The sequence below is a fragment of the Bradyrhizobium sp. USDA 3397 genome (assembly GCF_054060965.1).
This window is the reverse complement of record NZ_JBSSDS010000001.1, coordinates 551,805-570,493: the sequence shown is the minus strand read 5'-3', so window position 1 is coordinate 570,493 and position 18,689 is coordinate 551,805. Positions and strand designations below refer to the sequence as shown.

The 18,689-nt window shown below is 64.0% G+C and carries 22 protein-coding genes and 1 pseudogene; 9 read left to right on the top strand and 14 right to left on the bottom strand.

Annotated elements, in window-relative coordinates; translation table 11 throughout:
* Window positions 1-278 precede the first annotated feature (278 nt).
* A complete protein-coding gene (locus ACVWYQ_RS02700) occupies window positions 279-1,244 on the top strand; it encodes a dienelactone hydrolase family protein (protein WP_456725394.1) in 966 nt (321 codons plus the stop codon).
* Window positions 1,245-1,304: 60 nt separating this feature from the next.
* On the opposite strand, the gene ACVWYQ_RS02695 is transcribed toward ACVWYQ_RS02700, so the two are convergent.
* Entirely contained in the window at window positions 1,305-2,009 is a 705-nt protein-coding gene (locus ACVWYQ_RS02695; RefSeq protein WP_157284643.1) for a hypothetical protein, read from the bottom strand.
* Window positions 2,010-2,310: 301 nt separating this feature from the next.
* On the opposite strand from ACVWYQ_RS02695, the gene ACVWYQ_RS02690 reads away from it, so the two are divergent.
* Window positions 2,311-2,763 carry a hypothetical protein gene (locus ACVWYQ_RS02690; RefSeq protein WP_456725393.1) on the top strand — a complete coding sequence of 151 codons (453 nt, stop codon included), beginning with the start codon at window positions 2,311-2,313 and terminating at the stop codon, window positions 2,761-2,763.
* Between the two features lies 1 nt (window position 2,764).
* On the opposite strand, the gene ACVWYQ_RS02685 is transcribed toward ACVWYQ_RS02690, so the two are convergent.
* From ACVWYQ_RS02685 to ACVWYQ_RS02675, 3 genes are all read right to left on the bottom strand, one after another.
* The gene (locus ACVWYQ_RS02685) at window positions 2,765-3,586 is read right to left on the bottom strand and encodes a tetratricopeptide repeat protein (RefSeq protein WP_036033915.1); all 822 of its coding nucleotides are present in this window, start codon (window positions 3,584-3,586) and stop codon (window positions 2,765-2,767) included.
* Between the two features lie 69 nt (window positions 3,587-3,655).
* Entirely contained in the window at window positions 3,656-4,357 is a 702-nt protein-coding gene (locus ACVWYQ_RS02680) for a GrlR family regulatory protein (RefSeq protein ID WP_271546897.1), read from the bottom strand.
* A gap of 194 nt (window positions 4,358-4,551) precedes the next feature.
* Window positions 4,552-5,586, bottom strand: a complete 1,035-nt coding sequence (locus ACVWYQ_RS02675; protein ID WP_157284640.1) for a glutamine synthetase beta-grasp domain-containing protein — start codon at window positions 5,584-5,586, stop codon at window positions 4,552-4,554.
* 540 nt (window positions 5,587-6,126) lie between these two features.
* Between ACVWYQ_RS02675 and ACVWYQ_RS02670 the strand changes: the two genes are divergently transcribed.
* Complete coding sequence (locus ACVWYQ_RS02670) at window positions 6,127-6,330, top strand: DUF2735 domain-containing protein (protein WP_036022780.1); 204 nt, start codon at window positions 6,127-6,129, stop codon at window positions 6,328-6,330.
* A gap of 111 nt (window positions 6,331-6,441) precedes the next feature.
* Here the strand turns inward: ACVWYQ_RS02670 and ACVWYQ_RS02665 are convergent.
* Window positions 6,442-6,767: pseudogene (locus ACVWYQ_RS02665) on the bottom strand (MliC family protein).
* 71 nt (window positions 6,768-6,838) lie between these two features.
* Here ACVWYQ_RS02665 and ACVWYQ_RS02660 point away from each other — a divergent pair.
* The 4 genes from ACVWYQ_RS02660 to ACVWYQ_RS02645 all read left to right on the top strand — a co-directional run bounded on the left by ACVWYQ_RS02660 (window position 6,839) and on the right by ACVWYQ_RS02645 (window position 9,485).
* Window positions 6,839-7,597 carry a tyrosine-protein phosphatase gene (locus tag ACVWYQ_RS02660; RefSeq protein WP_271546902.1) on the top strand — a complete coding sequence of 253 codons (759 nt, stop codon included), beginning with the start codon at window positions 6,839-6,841 and terminating at the stop codon, window positions 7,595-7,597.
* A gap of 24 nt (window positions 7,598-7,621) precedes the next feature.
* On the top strand, window positions 7,622-8,302 hold the full coding sequence (locus ACVWYQ_RS02655; RefSeq protein WP_271546904.1) for an SDR family oxidoreductase: 681 nt from the start codon (window positions 7,622-7,624) through the stop codon (window positions 8,300-8,302).
* Window positions 8,303-8,403: 101 nt separating this feature from the next.
* Complete coding sequence (locus ACVWYQ_RS02650) at window positions 8,404-9,090, top strand: DUF2161 domain-containing phosphodiesterase (protein WP_128261948.1); 687 nt, start codon at window positions 8,404-8,406, stop codon at window positions 9,088-9,090.
* A gap of 95 nt (window positions 9,091-9,185) precedes the next feature.
* Entirely contained in the window at window positions 9,186-9,485 is a 300-nt protein-coding gene (locus ACVWYQ_RS02645; protein ID WP_128261949.1) for a hypothetical protein, read from the top strand.
* Window positions 9,486-9,564: 79 nt separating this feature from the next.
* Here ACVWYQ_RS02645 and ACVWYQ_RS02640 read toward each other — a convergent pair whose 3' ends face one another.
* The 7 genes from ACVWYQ_RS02640 to ACVWYQ_RS02610 all read right to left on the bottom strand — a co-directional run bounded on the left by ACVWYQ_RS02640 (window position 9,565) and on the right by ACVWYQ_RS02610 (window position 16,113).
* Window positions 9,565-10,170 carry a GNAT family N-acetyltransferase gene (locus tag ACVWYQ_RS02640; RefSeq protein WP_271546908.1) on the bottom strand — a complete coding sequence of 202 codons (606 nt, stop codon included), beginning with the start codon at window positions 10,168-10,170 and terminating at the stop codon, window positions 9,565-9,567.
* A gap of 152 nt (window positions 10,171-10,322) precedes the next feature.
* On the bottom strand, window positions 10,323-10,721 hold the full coding sequence (locus ACVWYQ_RS02635; RefSeq protein ID WP_036000401.1) for a PaaI family thioesterase: 399 nt from the start codon (window positions 10,719-10,721) through the stop codon (window positions 10,323-10,325).
* 100 nt (window positions 10,722-10,821) lie between these two features.
* Entirely contained in the window at window positions 10,822-12,024 is a 1,203-nt protein-coding gene (gene kynU, locus ACVWYQ_RS02630) for a kynureninase (protein ID WP_456725392.1), read from the bottom strand.
* An 8-nt stretch (window positions 12,025-12,032) separates the two neighbouring features.
* Window positions 12,033-12,872: a tryptophan 2,3-dioxygenase gene (kynA, locus tag ACVWYQ_RS02625; RefSeq protein ID WP_036033884.1), complete on the bottom strand. Its 840-nt coding sequence runs from the start codon at window positions 12,870-12,872 to the stop codon at window positions 12,033-12,035.
* A gap of 31 nt (window positions 12,873-12,903) precedes the next feature.
* Complete coding sequence (locus ACVWYQ_RS02620; protein ID WP_271546915.1) at window positions 12,904-13,716, bottom strand: alpha/beta hydrolase; 813 nt, start codon at window positions 13,714-13,716, stop codon at window positions 12,904-12,906.
* 339 nt (window positions 13,717-14,055) lie between these two features.
* Window positions 14,056-15,333, bottom strand: coding sequence for an ArgE/DapE family deacylase (locus tag ACVWYQ_RS02615; RefSeq protein ID WP_271546917.1), 1,278 nt, complete (start codon window positions 15,331-15,333; stop codon window positions 14,056-14,058).
* A gap of 54 nt (window positions 15,334-15,387) precedes the next feature.
* Window positions 15,388-16,113: a pyridoxamine 5'-phosphate oxidase family protein gene (locus tag ACVWYQ_RS02610; protein WP_271546919.1), complete on the bottom strand. Its 726-nt coding sequence runs from the start codon at window positions 16,111-16,113 to the stop codon at window positions 15,388-15,390.
* 74 nt (window positions 16,114-16,187) lie between these two features.
* Between ACVWYQ_RS02610 and pdxR the strand changes: the two genes are divergently transcribed.
* Both pdxR and ACVWYQ_RS02600 read left to right on the top strand, forming a co-directional pair.
* Window positions 16,188-17,654 carry a MocR-like pyridoxine biosynthesis transcription factor PdxR gene (pdxR, locus tag ACVWYQ_RS02605; protein ID WP_271546921.1) on the top strand — a complete coding sequence of 489 codons (1,467 nt, stop codon included), beginning with the start codon at window positions 16,188-16,190 and terminating at the stop codon, window positions 17,652-17,654.
* Between the two features lie 66 nt (window positions 17,655-17,720).
* Window positions 17,721-17,966 carry a DUF6719 family protein gene (locus ACVWYQ_RS02600; RefSeq protein WP_157284631.1) on the top strand — a complete coding sequence of 82 codons (246 nt, stop codon included), beginning with the start codon at window positions 17,721-17,723 and terminating at the stop codon, window positions 17,964-17,966.
* A 12-nt stretch (window positions 17,967-17,978) separates the two neighbouring features.
* On the opposite strand, the gene ACVWYQ_RS02595 is transcribed toward ACVWYQ_RS02600, so the two are convergent.
* Together ACVWYQ_RS02595 and ACVWYQ_RS02590 are read right to left on the bottom strand one after the other, a co-directional pair.
* Entirely contained in the window at window positions 17,979-18,341 is a 363-nt protein-coding gene (locus ACVWYQ_RS02595) for a hypothetical protein (RefSeq protein ID WP_157284630.1), read from the bottom strand.
* A gap of 33 nt (window positions 18,342-18,374) precedes the next feature.
* Entirely contained in the window at window positions 18,375-18,539 is a 165-nt protein-coding gene (locus ACVWYQ_RS02590; protein WP_271546926.1) for a hypothetical protein, read from the bottom strand.
* Window positions 18,540-18,689: the final 150 nt, after the last annotated feature.

Sequence of the window (18,689 nt, the reverse complement as noted above, 5' to 3'; positions counted from 1 at the left end):
TTGTTTAGATGGAACCGCTCGCGTCTACTTCCTTATGGTTGCTGGTAGATTGATTGGACCCGACGACCGCTCCTGGCCCATCTGCGAAGTTGCGACACATCTGTCGGAGGTCCGCTTATGGCGGTAGAGTGGACAAGATTTGCTCAACCTGAGTTCTTCGCATTTCGACCCAAGGCCGACATGGCCGGGCCGTAATCTTGAATGCGCGTGCACTTTCAGCCCCTATCGAAGCGCTAGTCTGACCCGCTATGATGTCGGTTCGAGCAGGGGAAATGGGCATGAGGCGGCGGAGATTTTTGATCTCAGCGAATATGAATTATTTCATTCAATCTCACCCCAAGAGAGTACGTACGCTAGCCAAGTGGCTCGGCGTGGTTGCTGCCGTTGTTGGGCTGAATCAACATAATGCCAGCGCTCAGGGGTTGTTTGCTGCTGCTACAGGCGCCAAGGATCTGACGTTTCCCGATTCGCCGTCCGCTAGCCCAGCAGACGGTTCACGTATGATCTTGCTCAAACCGAAGGGAGCGGGACCGTTTCCTGCTATGGTCCTGCACCACCAATGTGCCGGTCTGCGCACCAAAGGCGGCCCGAACAGGTCGATGGGCGCCTGGGCGCAAGCTGCGGTTCAGCAAGGCTTCGTAGTCCTTTTGATAGATTCCTTGGGACCTCGCGATGTCGATATGGTGTGTTTGGAAGTGAAGAAGGGCGTTAACTTTCCGCGCGGCGTCCGCGATGCTCTTCAGGCTGCTGATCACCTACGAGCCTTTCCATTCGTCGACAAGCAACGAGTCGCCCATGTAGGGTTTTCCTGGGGTGCAATGGTCGCGCTGCTGGGCAGCAGCAGCAATTGGCGAGCAGCTGCGCCAGGGAGTGAAGCATTTACAGCAGCTGTGGCGGTGTATCCGGGGTGCTTCTCAATCCAACCCAAAGCAGGCCCTCCATATGAAATCGTTCAGACCAAGATTGACCGTCCTACTCTGGTCTTGATGGGCGATAAGGATACCGAAACGCCGCCTGAAGAATGTATTCCCAAACTTCAAGCGGCAAAGAACGCAGGTGCACCCGTTGAGTGGTACACCTTCCCGAATGCTACGCATTGTTGGGACTGTCAGCACCTGAACGGGTTCTCAAAAATCGATTTTCGTGGCACTAAAGTGAGCTACCGATACGACCTAAGCGCAACCCACGAGGCTCAGCGACGAATCTTCGCCTTTCTGGAAAAAACCTGGGGCACCGGCCGCTGACATCCAGATGCGCCACTTGAATGTCGCTTCGGAGCAGACGCGACGGAATTTATCGGCAACCTACGCCCTTCGCATCAGCTTGAGCGAAGCCTTCAGCCGCAGGCTTCGCTTGCCCGCGAGCGCGATGCCTTCGAGCTCGCCGCTGTCTTCCGTGCAGGTCCCGGAGAATCCGATGCCGACCTCGAGACCGCCGAACACCGGGTTCTCGCCTTTCGCCGGCGTGTGCTCCTGGTTCAGCATCTCACCCTTCCAGCGGCCGTCCGCCGAGGAATAGGCGCCGAGATAGTAGAAGGACGCATCGCCGCCGAGGATGCGCCCGTCGATCAGCAGCATCACGCCGGACAGTCCGGCGTCGACGCCGTCGAGCGCGCGCAAGCCCATCCCATAGAGCCCGTTGGCGATGCCGCCCGGTCCGACCGTCCCGCTCGGCGGCAAGCCTTCGTCGTCGAGGCGCGTGAGATTGGCCCAGAACCTGGCGCCCGGCATGGTGTCCGCGCCGCCTTCGAGACGGATCTGGTTGCCGTAGAGCCGGCCGCGCGCCCCGATCGAAGCGACGTCGGCGCCCATCAGCGGCTTGTAGCTGGGGTCGAGGTTGTGCCGCTCGGTGATGACCTGGGCGATGATCTCGCCGTCGCGCTCGACATAGGTGCCGAGATGCGCAAAGCCCGAATTGCCGCCCAGCATCCTGCCGTCATGCAGGCACATGATGCTGCAGCCGAAGCCATCGTTGACGCCGTATTCAACCTTGTAGAGCCCGTCCAGCAACGTCCTGAACCTGCAAATCGAAAATGAATTGCGGGCCACCTAGCATCGACGCCACAGCGAAGCCACCGGCTTTTGCGCGCATCGCCACCCCGGGGGAGCCGCCCGCCACGATGCCATTATGCTCCTGTTTTGCCCGACGGGTCAAAACTTCACTTCGTAAAACCCGCAGTCAATGATTTCAGAGACTTGGCTACTGTGCATGGGGTTATTTTGGGGGTTTGTTTGCCGGCCTCCAAAAAAGCTCCTCGGCCGATCGGTGCCAGGCTCGAACCAGCTCCCACGGACGCACGACCAATCGCGCATGGACACACAATCAGCCGAGGACGAGCTCAGCGCGATCATCGCCGGCGCCGCGAAGCAGCCGCTGCTCGATGCCGCCTACGCGCTCTGGCGCCAACGCTACCGGCTGGAGACGACTGCGGGACGTCCGACCGCCGAAGAGGTGCGGGTCAATCGCACCTTCTCGCCGGAGCAATTCATCATCCAGTACCGCCATGAACGCGCCCATGCCCATGAAGGGCCGATGTTCGGCTATGTGAAGCGCGCTCATCCGCGCGCCGACGATGAGGCGATCCGGCAAGCCATCATCACGGCGGTCAAATTCGAAGACGCCTACAACAAGCACTTCGACTGGAACGGCGATTTCGAGGATTGCGTGGCGCGCGCGGTGAAACAGGCCGCGCGGAAATATCCGCATTATCTCGAGACCACCTATCGCGACGCCCGCAACGATCTCGCCTACTACATGAGGTGAACTAGAAGCACAGCGTGGTGACCAGCCTGCCCTGCTTGTCCTTGATCGCATAGGGACAGCGAATGCGCTCCAGCGCCTTCTTGGCATCCTCGTCACCGAGCGCGGCGGCGCGCTCGTAATAGGCTTTCGCCGCGTCCTTGTCCTTCGCACCGCCGCGGCCTTCCTGCGCAAATGCGCCCATCCGCTCCAGCGCGCCGGGATGGTTTTGCGCCGCCGCCTTCTCGAACAGCGCGCGCGCCGCGACATCGTCCTTTGCGCCGCCATCGCCTTCGGACAACATCAGGCCGAGCTGGTACTGCGCTTCCGCATTGGTCTCGGCGGCCTTGCCGAGCAGCGCACGGGCCTGGGCGGGATCGGCCGGCGCGGCGCCACCTGCGCCACCGAGCGCTGCGAGATTGCTGACGCCACGGGGGTTGCCGGCCTGCGCCGCCTTCTCGAACAGCTTACGCGCCTGCGCCTCGTCCTTGGCGACGCCCGAGCCGGTGGCGTAGGTAACACCGAGCTCGACCATCGCCGCACTCGATCCCTTGTCGGCCGCCTTGCGCCATGCCGCGATTGCCTCCGCGGTCTGCCGGTTCGCCGCGTAAGCGCGCCCGAGCGCGAACATCGCGCGGCGCGAGGCGTTTGCCGCCTGCTTGCAGAACTTGACTGCAGTTGCGATGTCGGCGGACGCGATCTCCGCGACGCCCTTCACGTCAGCCGGCTTGTCGGGATCGCTGGGATCGGCGGCGAGACGGTCGCACAACACGAGATCAGCCGATTGCGCCTGCGCCGTCAGGGGCGCGGCGAGCGCAAAGAGCATGGCAAGGAGGAAAGTCCGCATGATCGTCACGTTGCGTCTGTGGCCCGGCAAATTCAAGGCTCGAGTCGGTTCACGTCTGCGATGGGTGGCTCAGGCGCGATGCATCAGCTTGAGCGCTGCGGTCAGGCGCAAGCTCCGCTTGCCGGCCAGCGCGGTTGCCTCCAGCACCGCCTGCTCCGCGTCATAGCTGCCGGAGAAGCCGATGCCGACCTCGTGGCCGCCGAAGATCGGATCGTCCTTGGCCGGCGTGTGCTCCTGGTTGAGGATCTGGCCCTTCCACCGGCCCTTCGCGGCGGTGTAGCTGCCAAGGTAGTAGAAAGCCGCATCGCCGCCGAGGATGCGGCCCTGGTTGAGCAGCATCACCCCGGTGAGTCCGCCGTCGAGGCCGTCGAGCATGCGCAAATGGATGGAGTAAAGACCGTCGCTGATGCCGGCTTCGCCGACGCCGCCGGCGATCGGCACCTCCTCGTCCGTGATCGGCGTCATCAGCGACTGAAACGGCACGCCTGGCAGCTCCTTGAGCTCGCCCTTGAAGCGATAGAGATCACCGTCGGCCCAGCCCTTCGCGATCAGGGTCGCATCGTCGGTGCCCGCCATAGCGCGGTAGCTCGGATCGGGATTATGGCGGACGGTCTTGATGACGATGTCGACGCCGCTGTCGGTCTTCTCATAGGTGCCGATATGGGCGAAGGCCGAATTGCCGCCGAGCATCTTGCCGTCGCCGGCATGCATCACGCTGCGGCCGACGGTATCGCCGAGCTGAAATCTCACCTTGTAGAAGCCTTCAATCACCAGCCGTGTCCCCGGCCCTGCGCGCATCCGGATGCACTCTATCCCGCTTTCGGCGGCGATGGACAAGTTTCGCGGCGCCCGGGTCGGCAGGCACAGGAACGGTTGTCATCAAAATGCAAAAATCCGCCGGAGCCTTCGCTCCGGCGGATTGAATGCCAACCCGGGCCAGCCCCCCAGCCCGGGCCGGGAGGATCTTAGGCCGCGGCCTTCTTGTCGGTCGGCACGGACGAGATCGTCTTCAGGATCTGCGAAGCGATCTGGTAGGGGTCGCCTTGCGAGTTCGGACGGCGGTCTTCCAGATAGCCCTTGTAGCCGTTGTTGACGAAGGAGTGCGGAACGCGGATCGAAGCGCCGCGGTCGGCAACGCCGTAGCTGAACTTGTTCCACGGCGCGGTCTCGTGCTTGCCGGTCAGACGCTTGTCGTTGTCCGGGCCGTAGACGGCGATGTGGTCCATCAGGTTCTTCTCGAAGGCGGCCATCAGCGCCTCGAAATACTCCTTGCCGCCGACTTCACGCATATAGGCCGTCGAGAAGTTGGCGTGCATGCCCGAGCCGTTCCAGTCGGTGTCGCCGAGCGGCTTGCAGTGGAATTCGATGTCGATGCCGTACTTCTCGGTCAGGCGCAGCATCAGGTAGCGGGCCATCCACATCTGGTCGGCAGCGGTCTTGGAGCCCTTGCCGAAGATCTGGAATTCCCACTGGCCCTTGGCGACTTCCGCGTTGATGCCTTCATGATTGATGCCGGCAGCCAAGCACAGGTCGAGATGCTCTTCGACGATCTTGCGGGCGACGTCGCCGACGTTCGAGTAGCCGACGCCGGTGTAGTACGGGCCCTGCGGCGCCGGATAGCCGGACTCGGGGAAGCCGAGCGGACGGCCGTTCTTGTAGAAGAAGTATTCCTGCTCGAAGCCGAACCAGGCGCCGGAATCGTCCAGGATGGTGGCGCGCTTGTTGGACGGATGCGGGGTCTTGCCATCGGGCATCATGACTTCGCACATCACCAGCACGCCGTTGGTGCGCGCACCGTCCGGGAACACCGCGACCGGCTTCAGCACGCAATCGGAGCTGTGGCCTTCGGCCTGCTGGGTGGAGGAGCCGTCGAAGCCCCAGAGCGGAAGCTGCTCGAGCGTCGGGAACGACGCGAATTCCTTGATCTGAGTTTTGCCGCGCAAATTCGGAGTCGGCGTATATCCGTCGAGCCAGATGTACTCGAGCTTGTACTTGGTCATTGAGCCTCTCTGTAGATGATGCGAAAGGTTGGGGGCCCGGGCGGGCCCCCGCACGTTTGTACCCGGCCATCATCGGCCAGCCTTTCCCAAGCATTTCGCGTGCCAAAAGGCCGCAGTACGGGCGGTTTTCCACCACTTCCGGCTCCTCCTCACCGCGGACGAGCCCTCCACGGCACCGTGCGTCATAGCCGCGCACCTTGGCCCGAAGCTGCGCTGCAAAAATCCGGCGGAAAACGCCCGATTTAGAAGCAGCGGACGCCGCCCTGCGCGTTGCCGATGAAACGCGCATCAACGTCCGGTAACTTTCGCAAACTCCCCCACCCCTCCCCAGCAACGTTCGGAATGGCCCACGCGTTGGTCAGCGGCAGTGTGCCTTGGAGGATGCAGAAGGCTGCCTGCCTACAAATTGAGCGGAAACTGATTTCCTTTTCAGCACTTTCCAATCGGGGATGAGCGGCCGATATGGGGATTCCAGTAACCACAATCGAACGAGTCGGGCGCACCATGGAGGCCAAGGCGCTTCGACCAAGGAGAATCGCAATGATGAACAATGGTCTGAGTCACGGATCTGCAAAGATCTACCAATTCCCCGTCGGCGGCCGTGCGGCCCTCGCCGGACGCCGCTACGGCGAGACCCGTCTTCCCGCCGATCAGGCGTCGCTGCCCGCGAACGTCTCGATCTGCAGCGACAGCTGGTATCACCAGGATGCGGTCGACGAAGCCAAGCCCAAATGGGAACGCTGATGCCAGCTGCTGGTCTGACAGTGCCGGGCTTTCCCAAGCGGCCCGCGGCAGTTTGAAAAAGGGTCGAAACAACGGCGTTTCGGCTCTTTTTAATTCCAGGCGCGCCCGCGCCTAGATCCCGGGCTTTTCGACCACCGCGCAGGCCGTAACCGGCCGCTTCAGGTGCTTGACCGTAGCGGGCCCGGTCTTGGGAATCCTCAGCGTGACTCCCGCCCCCGAATAGCGCGTCCCCGAAACCGCCAGCCGCTTGGCGAGCGTCACCGGCTGGCCATCGATCTGGACGAAGGCCCGCTTGTCGTGGTCGTAAATGCCCAGATGAACTGCGTACCATCGGCGCAGCGGTAGGTTTGGAAGGTCTGCGCATCGGCCTGCCGCGCACCAAGCATTGCGCCCGCCAGCATACTGACCGTCAAAACAATGGCCTTGTGCCGGCTCATGATCGCCCCCTGTAATAGACCGCAAGGACGCCAAACGTGCATCCGGTGGAACCATAGCCCAAGCTGATACCATGCAAGACTCCTCCCCGAAGGACTCCCCTGCCCGCCATCTCGCGCTGCAGGGTGCGAGCAATTTCCGCGACCTCGGCGGCTACCCGACCATTGATGGCCGCACCACACGCTGGCGGCATATTTTCCGCTCCAACCATCTCGGCCAGCTCACGGCTGCCGACATCGAGGTCGTCCGCGCGCTTGGCGTGCGCAGCGCCTTCGATTTCCGTGGCCTGGAGGAGCGCGCGACCGGCATCTGCGTCGTGGACGAGATCACGGTGCATTCGCTGCCGATCGAGCCGACCGTCGTGGCCGGGCTGCGCGCCGAGCTCGCGAAGGGCACGCTGACCGCGGCCGTCGCGCTCGAGCTCATGCGCGAGTCCTACCGCAATTATGTGCGCCACAACACGCACAGCTTCCGCGCGCTGTTCGGTCATTTGCTGGAAGATCGCGCACCGCTCGTGATCCACTGCACCGCCGGCAAGGACCGCACCGGCTTCGCCAGCGCGCTGATCCTGCATGCGCTTGGCGTGGCGGACGAGGTCATCGCCGAGGATTATCTCTTGACCAACCGGCACTACAAGCGCGACCCGTCGAACGTCTCCGATCTGCCCGCCGATGTTCTCGACGCGATCGGCAGCGTCGAGGCCTCGTACCTTGCGGCCGCTTTCGAAGCGGTCGGCAGCGAATATGGCGATCTCGAAACCTATTTGCGCGACGGGCTCAAGCTCGGCACGGCAGAACGAGACGCACTGAAGGCGCGCTATCTGCAAGCATAGGGCGGCTGTGCCGGGAGAACGATCATGCAAGGCAAAATCTTGATCGTGACGGGCGCACGCGGCGCGCTCGGTCAAGTAGTCGCGGAAACGGCGCTGGTACGCGGCGCGCGCGTGGCTGGCATCGATCACGCGTCTTCGCAAACCGCCGCAAGCGCTGACCACATCGACATCGCGGGCGTTGACCTGTCCGACCCAGCGCAGGCGAAAACGGCCGTCGATGCGGCGGCAAAGCATTTCGGCGGGCTCGACGCATTGATCAACATCGCCGGCGGCTTTGCCTTCGAGACCGTCGGCGACGGCGATATCGCGACGTGGCAGCGCATGCATGCGCTGAACGTGCTGACCGCGCTCAACGCCTCGCGTGCGGCGTTGCCGCACCTTGCCAAGTCCACGGCCGGCCGCATCGTCAACATCGGCGCCATGGGCGCGCTACAGGCCGGCAGCGGCATGGGCTCCTATGCCGCGTCGAAAGCCGGCGTGCATCGCCTGACCGAGGCCCTCGCAAACGAGTGGAAGGGCAAGGTTACCGTCAACGCGGTGCTGCCCTCGATCATCGACACCGCGGCCAACCGCGCCGACATGCCGAAAGCCGACCTTTCCAAATGGGTGACGCCCCAGGAGCTCGCCGAAGTCATCCTGTTCCTCGCCAGCGATGCCGCGAGCGGCGTCACGGGCGCCCTGATCCCCGTCGGTGGACGGATGTAATCGCGTTCCGATTGGAACGTTAGAGACATCGGCCCGGATTCAATCAGGGCCGAGAACGCTCTAGACTGTCCACAACTGATTCTCCGATCGAGACGTCCCCCTTGGAAACCGCGCTTTACCTGCCCGTCAAACGCTTCCTCGAAGAGCTCGGCTTCACGGTCAAGGGCGAGATCGGCGGCTGCGATCTCGTCGGCCTCAGCGCCGGCGATCCGCCGGTCGTGGTGATCGGCGAGCTCAAGCTTGCCTTCAATCTCGAGCTGATCCTGCAGGCGGTCGATCGCGCGCCGGCCGGTGACGAGGTCTGGATCGCGGCGAAGATGTCCGCGCGCGGCAAGGGACGCGAGAGCGACGCGCGCTATCGCAATCTCTGCCGCCGCCTCGGCTTCGGCATGCTCGGCGTGACCGATCGCGGCCAGGTCGAAGTGCTGGTGAAGCCGCCGACCGCGGCGCCACGCCGCGAGCCGAAGGTCCGCTCGCGCCTCGTCGCCGAGCATCAGCGCCGCCAGGGCGACCCCGTGCTCGGCGGCAGCACCCGCGCACCGATCATGACGGCCTATCGCCAGCAGGCGCTGGCCTGCGCGTCGGCCCTTGCCGAAGGATCGAAGCCGGTGCGCGAGCTGCGCGAACGCTGCCCCGATGCCGGCAAGATCTTGCTTAACAATGTGTATGGCTGGTTCGAACGCACGGAGCGGGGAATCTACCGGCTCACCGAAGCTGGACACGCCGCCCTGAAACGTTGGCCTCAGCAACGGGTCGAGGTCGGCGCAGGTGCTGCGTCACCGCTGTGACACCAGACCGGTGCATAGCTGAGATGCCGCACCGATTTCATATTGCAATGCAACATTGGCGGCACTAGGTATCCCGGCATCAAGATGAGGCCGTTATGAGCGCAGACTGGAATACCAAATATGGCACGCGGCGCGTCCGCCACGATCCCCCGACCCTGGACGAGGCGATCTTCGCCGCTGTCGGCATCACCGACGACCAGGCGCAGCAGGCCGAGATCGCCGCAGCCTTGATGGGAATGCCGCTCGACGTCGTCCAGGCCGAGGTGAAGAAGCAGGCCCGCACCAACAGCCGCATCACCGCCACGCGCGTGATCGCCGGCGAACAGGGCGCGCAGCGCTCCGTCGTGGTCGAACGCCGCGTCGTCCGCCGCTTCGGCGCCGGCACGCGCAGCTGAGCATTCCTTTCATCGCACCGAACACGAAAGCGGACCGGCCTGGCCGGTCCGCTTTGTGATTCCTGTCCGCAATTCCCGGTTATGCGGCGCGATTGCCGTACATGCTCGAGATCAGCTTCCAGCACGTGCTGTTGAAGCTGAGGAGCGCGCGCCCAGCCGTGAACGGCGAGGCCGCGAGATCGGCAAGCTCGGCCTCGGGCGTCTTGGCGAGGTCGATCGTGCCGGTCGATTCACCGTGGCGGAAAGCCAGATGGGCCCCGAACTTCCTGGCGAGCGCCCGCATCGCATGATTGTCCGCGCCCGTGGTGATGCGCAGCTGTTTGTAGTCCTTCCAGCGGGCCTCTGCGATCAGGCGGCGGAACAGCACGGTGCCGACGCCCTGGCGGCGCGCTGAGGCTTCCACGCTAAAGGCGACCTCCGGCAAGGAACCGTCCTCCGGCGGGTGCAGCTCGGCCGCGCCGCGCACCACGCCATCGACGATATAGGCAACGATCACGGTGCCGTCCTCGGCACAGCGGGCGGCATAGCGCTCGATGAAGCTGTCGTCGAGAAAGCCGTTGAAACGGTCATGCCGGCTGCCGGCATCAAGCCTCAGCAGGTGATCGCGCAGGAGCGGCAATTCTTCCTGCTGGATCAGGGTCCGTACATAGCCGGGAACGGTACGGACGGCGTCTTCAAGTACCACGTCAGAACTCCTCTTGGTGTTCCCTCGAGGAGGCGTTCGAATCCCTAGGCCTCCTATATTGTGCATCGCACCATGATTTTCAAGACGGAGACCTGCCCAAGTTTCGGGCACCGAAGCGACCAATTCGTTAATAAAATCAAAGTCCCGCAGTTTCACAGGACCAGCTGGGTCTGGGTCACAACCGCAACCAATTTGCCGTCCTCGGTTTCCAATCTGGTGGTCCAGACCTGGGTCCGCCGACCCCTGTGCACCGGGGTGGCGGTGGCGATGACCGTGGCCCCCTCCTTGGCCCCGCCGATGAAATTGGTCTTGCTCTCCAGCGTGGTGGTCCCCTTGGCATCCTCGGGCAAATTGATCACGGTCGCCGCCGCGCCGACGGAATCGGCCAGCGCCATCACGGCCCCGCCGTGGATGGTGTGGTGAAGCGTGCAGAGTTCGGGCCGGACCGTCATCCGCGCCACCACGCGGTCCTTCTCCGCCTCGACAAACTCGACGCCCTTGAGTTCGGCGAACGGCATCTTCATCGCTTTAAGCTTCTCGAGCGGCGTCATCAAAAGTCCTCCCAATTCATTGTTGTCTCAACGTGAATTGCCCCGCTCGGCAAAGCAATGACGTCCGAGGTAATCATCCCGGACATCTGAGAAGCGTCCTTCACGTCACCGCATTCACGACCTGGTACTCCGGCCGGCGCCAAATCTCGTTGGCAATCACCTCTTCGATGATCTCCGCCGCGCGCATGATCTCGTCCGCTCCAACATAAAGCGGCGTGAGGCCGAAGCGCATGATGTCGGGCGCGCGGAAATCACCGATGACGCCGCGCGCGATCAGGGCCTGCATCGCGGCGTAGCCGCCGGCGAAGGCGAAGGAGACTTGCGAGCCACGCCGCTCATGGTCGCGCGGCGTCACGAGCTTGAGTTGCGGACAGCGGCGCTCGACTTCACCGATCAGGAGATCGCCCAGCGCCAGCGAACGCGCACGAACCTCTGCGATATCGACCTTGTCCCAGATATCGAGCGAGGCCTCCAACGCCGCCATGGCGAGCACCGGCGGGGTGCCGACGCGCATGCGCTCGACGCCGCCCGCGGACGCATAGGCAAGCTCGAACGCAAACGGTTTTGCGTGGCCCATCCACCCCGACAGCGCGGCGCGCGCGCCGTCGGCATGGCGCGGTGCGACATAGAGGAAGGCCGGCGCGCCGGGGCCGGCGTTGAGATATTTGTAGGTGCACCCCGCGGCGAAATCGGCGCCGCTCCCGGCGAGATCGACCGGCAGCGCGCCGGCGGAATGGGCGAGATCCCAAACCGTGACGATGCCGAGCGCATGCGCTTTCGCGGTCAACTTCGCCATGTTGTGGCGGCGGCCGGTGCGGTAGTCGACCTCGGTGATGTAGAGCACCGCGACCTCCTCCGACAATGCGGTCTCGATCTCCTCCGGTGCTACCAGGCGCAATTGATGGCCGCGTCCGAGCGTTTCGATCAGGCCCTCGGCCATGTAGAGGTCAGTCGGGAAGTTGCCGGTATCCGACAGGATCACCTTGCGCGAGACGTTCATGTCGAGCGCGGCAGCGAGCGCCTGATAGACCTTGAGCGACAGCGTGTCTCCGACCATCACGGAGCCTGCATCCGCGCCGATCAACCGCGCGATGCGGTCGCCGACATGGCGCGGCTGCACATACCAGCCTGCACTATTCCAGGCGCGGATCAGCTCGTTGCCCCATTCCTGGGTGATCACGCGGTTGACACGCTCGGCAACGCCCAGCGGCAACGCGCCAAGCGAGTTGCCGTCGAGATAGATCACGCCGTCAGGTAAATGGAACAAGGCTCTGGTATCGTCGTAAACGCGAAGCCGGGTCATGGACATCCCTACAAAATCGTACGCACGCGCCAGAGCTCGGGAAATAGTTCGACCTCGAGCATGCGCTTGAGATAACTGACGCCGCCAGTGCCGCCGGTACCACGCTTGAAGCCGATGACGCGCTCGACCGTGGTGACGTGGTTGAAGCGCCAGCGCCGGAAATAGTCCTCGAAATCGACCAGCTTCTCGGCCAGTTCGTAGAGCATCCAGTGGGTTTCTGGCGCCTCGTAGACGATCCGCCAGGCCTGCAGCACGCCTTCGTTGAAGCTGTGGGTTTCGCGAACGTCGCGCGCCAGCACCGCAGCAGGCATCTTGAGCCCGTTGCGGTCGGCAAGCCGCAGCACCTCGTCATAGAGGCTCGGCGTCGCGAGCTCGGCTTCGAGCAGCTTGATCGTCTCCGCATCGTGCGCGTGCGGCTTCAGCATGGCGTGGTTGCGGTTGCCGAGCAGAAATTCGATCAGCCGGTATTGCCGCGACTGGAAGCCCGAGGATTGTCCAAGCTGCGAGCGGAAGCGGGTATACTCGCTCGGCGTCATTGTGCGCAGCACGTCCCAGGCCCCGTTCAGCTGCTCGAAGATGCGCGACATCCGCGCGAGCATCTTCATCGCGGGTTGCACCTCATCCCGTGAGATCGCACGGCGCGCAGCCGCGAGCTCGTGGATGGCGAGCCGCATCCACAGTTCCGTGGTCTGATGCTGGATGATGAACAGCATCTCGTCATGCGCCTCCGACAGCGGATGCTGCGCACCGAGGATCGCGTCCAGCGCGAGATAATCACCGTAGGACATGCGCCGGGTGAAATCGGTCTCGGCGCCTTCGCTTGTGGGATCGTAATCGCTGGACGTCATGGCTGGCCCTCTCGATCGATCGTCCCTGGCCTCATCCGTCGAGGCCGATCAGGCGCGCGGTGATCTGTGACGACGGATCCTTGAGCCCATCGATCACCGTGAAATGGTTGAGGCCGGGCTCGACGACGAGGTGCGTCGGCACGTCGAAGCCGGTCCAGATATTGGCCATCAGATCGGACTGGCGGATGAATTCGGGCCGCTCGCTCCCGCCGACCCAGGCCGTCACGGGCGAATGCCCTCGTGGCAGATGCAGCGCCGCGCTTTCCAGCGTCGCCTCCTCCATCGTCATTCGCAGCGTCTCGTTCATCCCCGTCTTCAGGAGCGGACGCAAGTCGTGCAGGCCGCTGATCGAGAGCGTACCGGCGATGCGGTTGTAGACGGCGGACTCGAGCCGGCTGTCGTCGCACAGCATGCGCGTGACGAGATGGCCGCCGGCGGAATGGCCGGCGAGCCGGATCGGCCCCGAGACGAGCGATGCCGCTTTGGCGATCGCGGCAGTGATTTCCGCAGTGATATCGGAGATGCGGGCAGCCGGTGCCAGCGTGTAGCTCGGCAGCGCCACCGTCCAGCCATGATGCCGCGCACCTTCGGCGAGATCGGTCCAGGTCGATTTGTCGAAGCGCATCCAGTAGCCGCCATGGACGAAGACGACGAGACCCTTGCTGTCGCCGTCAGGCAGGATCAGATCGAGCTTCTGGCGCTCGCCGGCGCCGTAGGCGATGTCGGGGCGAAATTCCCTCATCCCGGCGCGGTAGGCCGCCGCCCGCTCCGCCCACAGCGCCGGCAGCTTGTCCGAGCCCGGGATGTGGGCCGAATTGGCATAAGCGTCATCCCAATCGCGCATCGTTGCTCCCGAGGACTCGTCCGACGAACGAACGCCAGTCTGCCACCGGTCAGGGCGGCATCCTAGTCTTTCTTTTAAGCTTAAAGGATTTGAGGGAGCCGGTGGATTGGGCACCGACCGCTACGAGCCGAGGTGTCGTAGGGTGGGCAAAGCGGAGCGTGCCCCACCATCCTGGTTCATCTGAGAGAAAGGTGGTGGGCACGGCGCAAGTGCGCCTTTGCCGATTCTACAGGACTATCATCCGTCATTGCGAGCGCAGCGAAGCAATCCAGTCTGTCTCCGCGGCAACAGCCTGGATTGCTTCGTCGCAAGGGCTCCTCGCAATGACGGCGAAGAGGCCTACGCCTTCTCCACGCCGCACCATTCCGCGATGAACAGCGCCATCGCCTTGGTCGCCTTCTTCAATGACTCCAGGTCGACGAACTCGTTGAAGCCGTGCATCTCGCCTCCGCTGGCACCAAAACACAGACTCGGGATGCCGTGGTTGAGGCCGTAGAAGCGCGTGTCGGTCAGTGCCGTGAAGACGAGGTCCTCTGGCGTGCCGCCATAGACGCTGTTGAAGGCCTTTCCGAACGCAGCCTCAGGCTCCGCGGCGTTGGTCAGCTCATAGCCTTCCGACAGGAAGCCGGACCATTCGACCTGCGGCGGATTGTTGGCGAGGAAGCGGTGGTTTCGCGAAGCGGCGGCGACGCAAGCCATGATCTCCTTCTGGTGATCGGCGATCGACCAGCCCGGCAACACCGCAATCCGGCAGTCGACATCGCACCAGGCCGGCACGCTCGAGGCCCAGTCACCGCCCTTGATGATGCCGGCGTTGAAGTTGACGGGATGGTCGAGCGTCTTGAAGTGACGGTCGGCCTTGGCCCGCTCGTTCCATTCGATCTCGAGCTTTTGCAGCGCCTGGATCAGGTGATATGCCGCCATGATCGCGTTCGCGCCGGAGCCTGCGAAGGCAACGTGGGTCGGATGCCCCTTCACGCGGAGGCGGAACCAGATCACGCCGACCTGGGAGCGCACCATCTTGCCGCCGGTCGGCTCCGGAATGAAGCAGGCGTCCGCGCGATAGCCGCGTTGCAGCGTCGAGAGTGCGCCGACACCGGTGCTCTCCTCCTCGATCACCGATTGGAAATGGATCCGCGCCGTCGGCCTGAAGCCCGCGGCCTTGATCGCGTCCAGCGCATAGAGCGCACCGATCGTCCCGGACTTCATGTCGCAGGCACCGCGGCCGAACATCTTGCCGTCCTTGATGACCGGCGCGAATGGCGGCGTTTCCCACAATTCTAGCGGACCGGCCGGCACCACATCGCAGTGCCCTTGCAGGATCAGCGACTTGCCGCCATTGGTTCTCGGACGGTAAGTTCCCACCACGGATCGCGCCTTCGAGAAGTCGTGCTCGATCGGACCGAAGCCGCGCAGATCCTTCAAATCCTCGACGTCGATATGCCAGTCGTCGACCTCGTAGCCGCGTTCGCGCAGGAGATCGCCGATCATGTCCTGGCATGGTCCCTCCGCCCCGCGGGTCGAAGGGATCGCGACGAAATCGCGGGTGGTTGCAAGCTGAGCCTCGAAGCCGCTGTCGACGGCGTCAAGAATCCGCTGCTGCGTTTCGGCATTCATTCGGGCGACTCCAGACATTCCAATGGTCCCAGGGAGCGCGCAAACTAGCCGATTTCAGCCGTTCGGGTACTCCAGAAAATATGCATCCCGCAATGCATCTTCGAGCAGCCGGCCTTCGGAATAGCCGTTCAGAGTCGCAGGCCGACTCACACCATCGAGCAGGCGTGGGCACGGTTCGGGGGCGCCGAGCACGGTGCGGACCGGAATGCGCTCCGCATAGATCGGCAGCGCATAGTCCTCGTCGTCGTCGGCGACGCCCTTGGCGCGGATCTTGGCCGAGGCTTCCTCGATTTCCATTGCGATGAAGGACGTCGCCTTGATTTCCTGCGTGGTGCTCTGTCGCAGGCCGGCGGTGCGATCCGGGAAGAAGCGATTGACCATCGCGATCACCGCCCGCTCCTTCTCATCAGGGTTGGTGACGAGATAGGCCGTGCCGAACGCCATCACGGCGCGGTAGTCGGCGGAATGGTTGAAGCCGCAGCGTGCCAGCACGAGGCTGTCGAGATGGGCGACCGTCAGGCAGACGCGCTCGCCCTTGCTCTGGTTGCGTAGCATGCGGCTGGCGCTCGATCCGTGCCAATACAGCCTGGTGCCCTCGCGCCAGAAGAAGGTCGGCGTGCAATAGGGCTGGCCGTCGATTGCGTAGGAGACGTGGCACAGCATCGAGGAATCCAGGATGCGGTGAACCGTGTCGTGATCATAGAAGCCGCGGTCGTGCCGGCGCTTCACCTGGTTGCGTGCCGATGTCGGATAGGAATTCGAGGTCTCGGTCTGGCTCACGGCCGCTCCTGCTCGGATGGAAGAAATCCGGAGCAGTTGTAGCGGCGCATTTGGTCTGCGATAGTTCCAATTCCATGCAAAAAATTCCGACCAATTCCTCCCGAACCAAGCCCGAGCTTCCGCTCGATCTCACCGGCCCTCACGTCACGGCCGGCGCTTCCGCCGCGCACCGGCTCTATCAGGCGCTCTGCGAGATGATCGTCTCCGGCCTGGTCAGGCCGGGCGAGCCGCTGCCGCCGTCGCGGACGCTGGCGAGGCAGACCGGCTTCCGCCGCAACGCCGTCGTCACCGCCTATGAGCGCCTGATCGCCGACGGCTTTGCCGACGCAACGGTCGGCTCCGGAACGTTCGTCGCGGCGCGTATCCCCCAGCGCGCGGCCGAGCCGAACAAGCCGAAGGTCGTTCTCGAAGCTCCAAAGCAAGGCGCGTTTGCGCTTGGCTGCACCCATATCGACGAACGCGCCGTGCAGCGCTTTCGCGCTTTCGTCGGCCGCCGCATGCGCGCATTCGGAACCGAGCACCTGCATTACGGCGACCCTCGCGGCAGCCGCGAGCTGCGCGTGGCGATCGCCGACCATCTGTTGTCGGCGCGGGGGCTGCGTTGCGATCCCGACCAGATCATGCTGACCTCGGGCACGCTGCACGCGCTGCGCATCGTGCTGAGCGCGATCCTGAAATCCAGCGACCAGGTCTGGTGCGAGGACCCGGGCTATCCCGCCGCGCGAAAAACCATCGCCCATTGCGGTTATCGCGCCGTGCCCGTCCCGGTGGACGAGCACGGGATGCGCGTCGCCAAAGGCCGCATCGCGGCGCCGTCCGCGCGCGCGGCCTACGTTACGCCGTCGCACCAGTTTCCGCTTGGCGTGCAGATGTCGATGCCGCGACGACTCGAGCTTCTGGACTGGGCCAAACAGGCCGGCGCATTCGTGCTCGAGGACGATTACGACAGCGAGTTCCGCTATGACGGCGCGCCGCTGATGTCACTCGCCGGCATCGATCGCCTCCAGCGCGTGATCTATCTCGGCACCTTTGCCAAGACGCTGTTTCCGGGCTTGCGCATCGGCTATTGCGCGCTGCCCGAACGCCTGATCGCGGACGTGACGACGGCGCGGGCCGCGCTCGACCGCTTTCCCGGCACGCTGATGGAGGGCGCGGTGGCGGACATGCTCAATTCCGGCGCCTTCGCGGCGAATCTGAAGCGCGTGCGGAAACTCTATCGCGAGGCGCGCGACGTGCTCGCCGAGAGGCTGGAAATCGCATCCGGTGGCGCGCTTTCGGTGCCGGTGCCCTCACAAGGCCTGCATCTTGTCGCCCGATTCGATCCTGCCGTCGATCCGGCGGTGGCGGCGCATGCCAAGCAAGCGGCCGACGCCGAAGGCTGGCTATTGGCCGACACCTATTCGCGCGGGCGTCCCCTGCCCGGCTTCGTGCTGGGATTTTCCGGACATCCCGTGCCGCAGCTCGTGGCCTCCGCCGAACGTCTCGCGAGGGAATCGCGCGCAGCCTTGGCCGCCAAGGGAAAACCGGCCCGCCGGGCCTGACGAAGCTTCACTATCAGAATCGCCCGCCGCTCCCTAAATTGCGGCATCGATCCGGGACCTCAAATCATGCTGCTGCGCCACACGACCTGCCTCTCGCTGCTGATCTCCATCGCACTTGTCTCGACGGCACGCGCTGCCACAGTCGGACGCGAGCAGGACATCGGCGATCTGAAGCTCGGCCAGCGCGTGCTCGTGGATGACGGAACCTGCCCCGCCGGTCAGCTCAGGGAAGTGCGCGGCGCGAAGATGACCGACAAAGGAGTCTCGCGCACGAGCTCCTGCGTGCCGCGGCACGGACCGAAAACGAAGTAAGGATCCGGGAAGCTACTTCGCCGGATCGAACATGCACTGCAGGGTCGGTTTGGCGATCTTCGTGAAGGTCGGGCCGATCTCGCTGTGCTTGGAGGCCGGTACCCAATCGGTCTCGATGGTGGGCACGCCGGTCTCGCTGATGCCGCGCAGCAGCGCTTCGCGCAGATCGCGATCCTCGACGGCCGCGGCGGCGTGATCGTGCAGGCAGCCGCAGACCGCTTCCGGATGCTGCCAGCGCCCGAGCATGCGCGGCGCACACTGGCGGACGAACTCGCCACGCGGATCGGGTAGCCTGGACGGTGAGCGGACCTGCGCATAAGCGGAGCTGATCGTCAGAAGGGACACGAACGCTGCGGCGCAGAGACGAAGCAACATGATTGGCTTTGCCTGCTGATTTGTTGTGTGCGGTCAGAAGCGCGCGGCAACCATGATCGGCTGAGCGGCCGGAACCGCAACGGGCGAGCCGCTGTACTGGAAAGTTCCGACTCCAGGAAGATTGCCGTCGGGCACGCCCGCCAATGAGGAGCCGGCGAGCACGAAACCGAAAGCCAGGATGAAGCTGAGCGCGCGCATGATCTGTGTCCCAATTCGGTGGCCGGCGGTGCGCCGTCGTCGTTATGAGCCTGATAACCATGGGCGGTTTCGCGCGTGATGCGCGAAACGCTGAAAATGGTTTCGTCTTCGTGAGAATTGTTTCGTTCTGGCCGCGGCGACGAAACAATT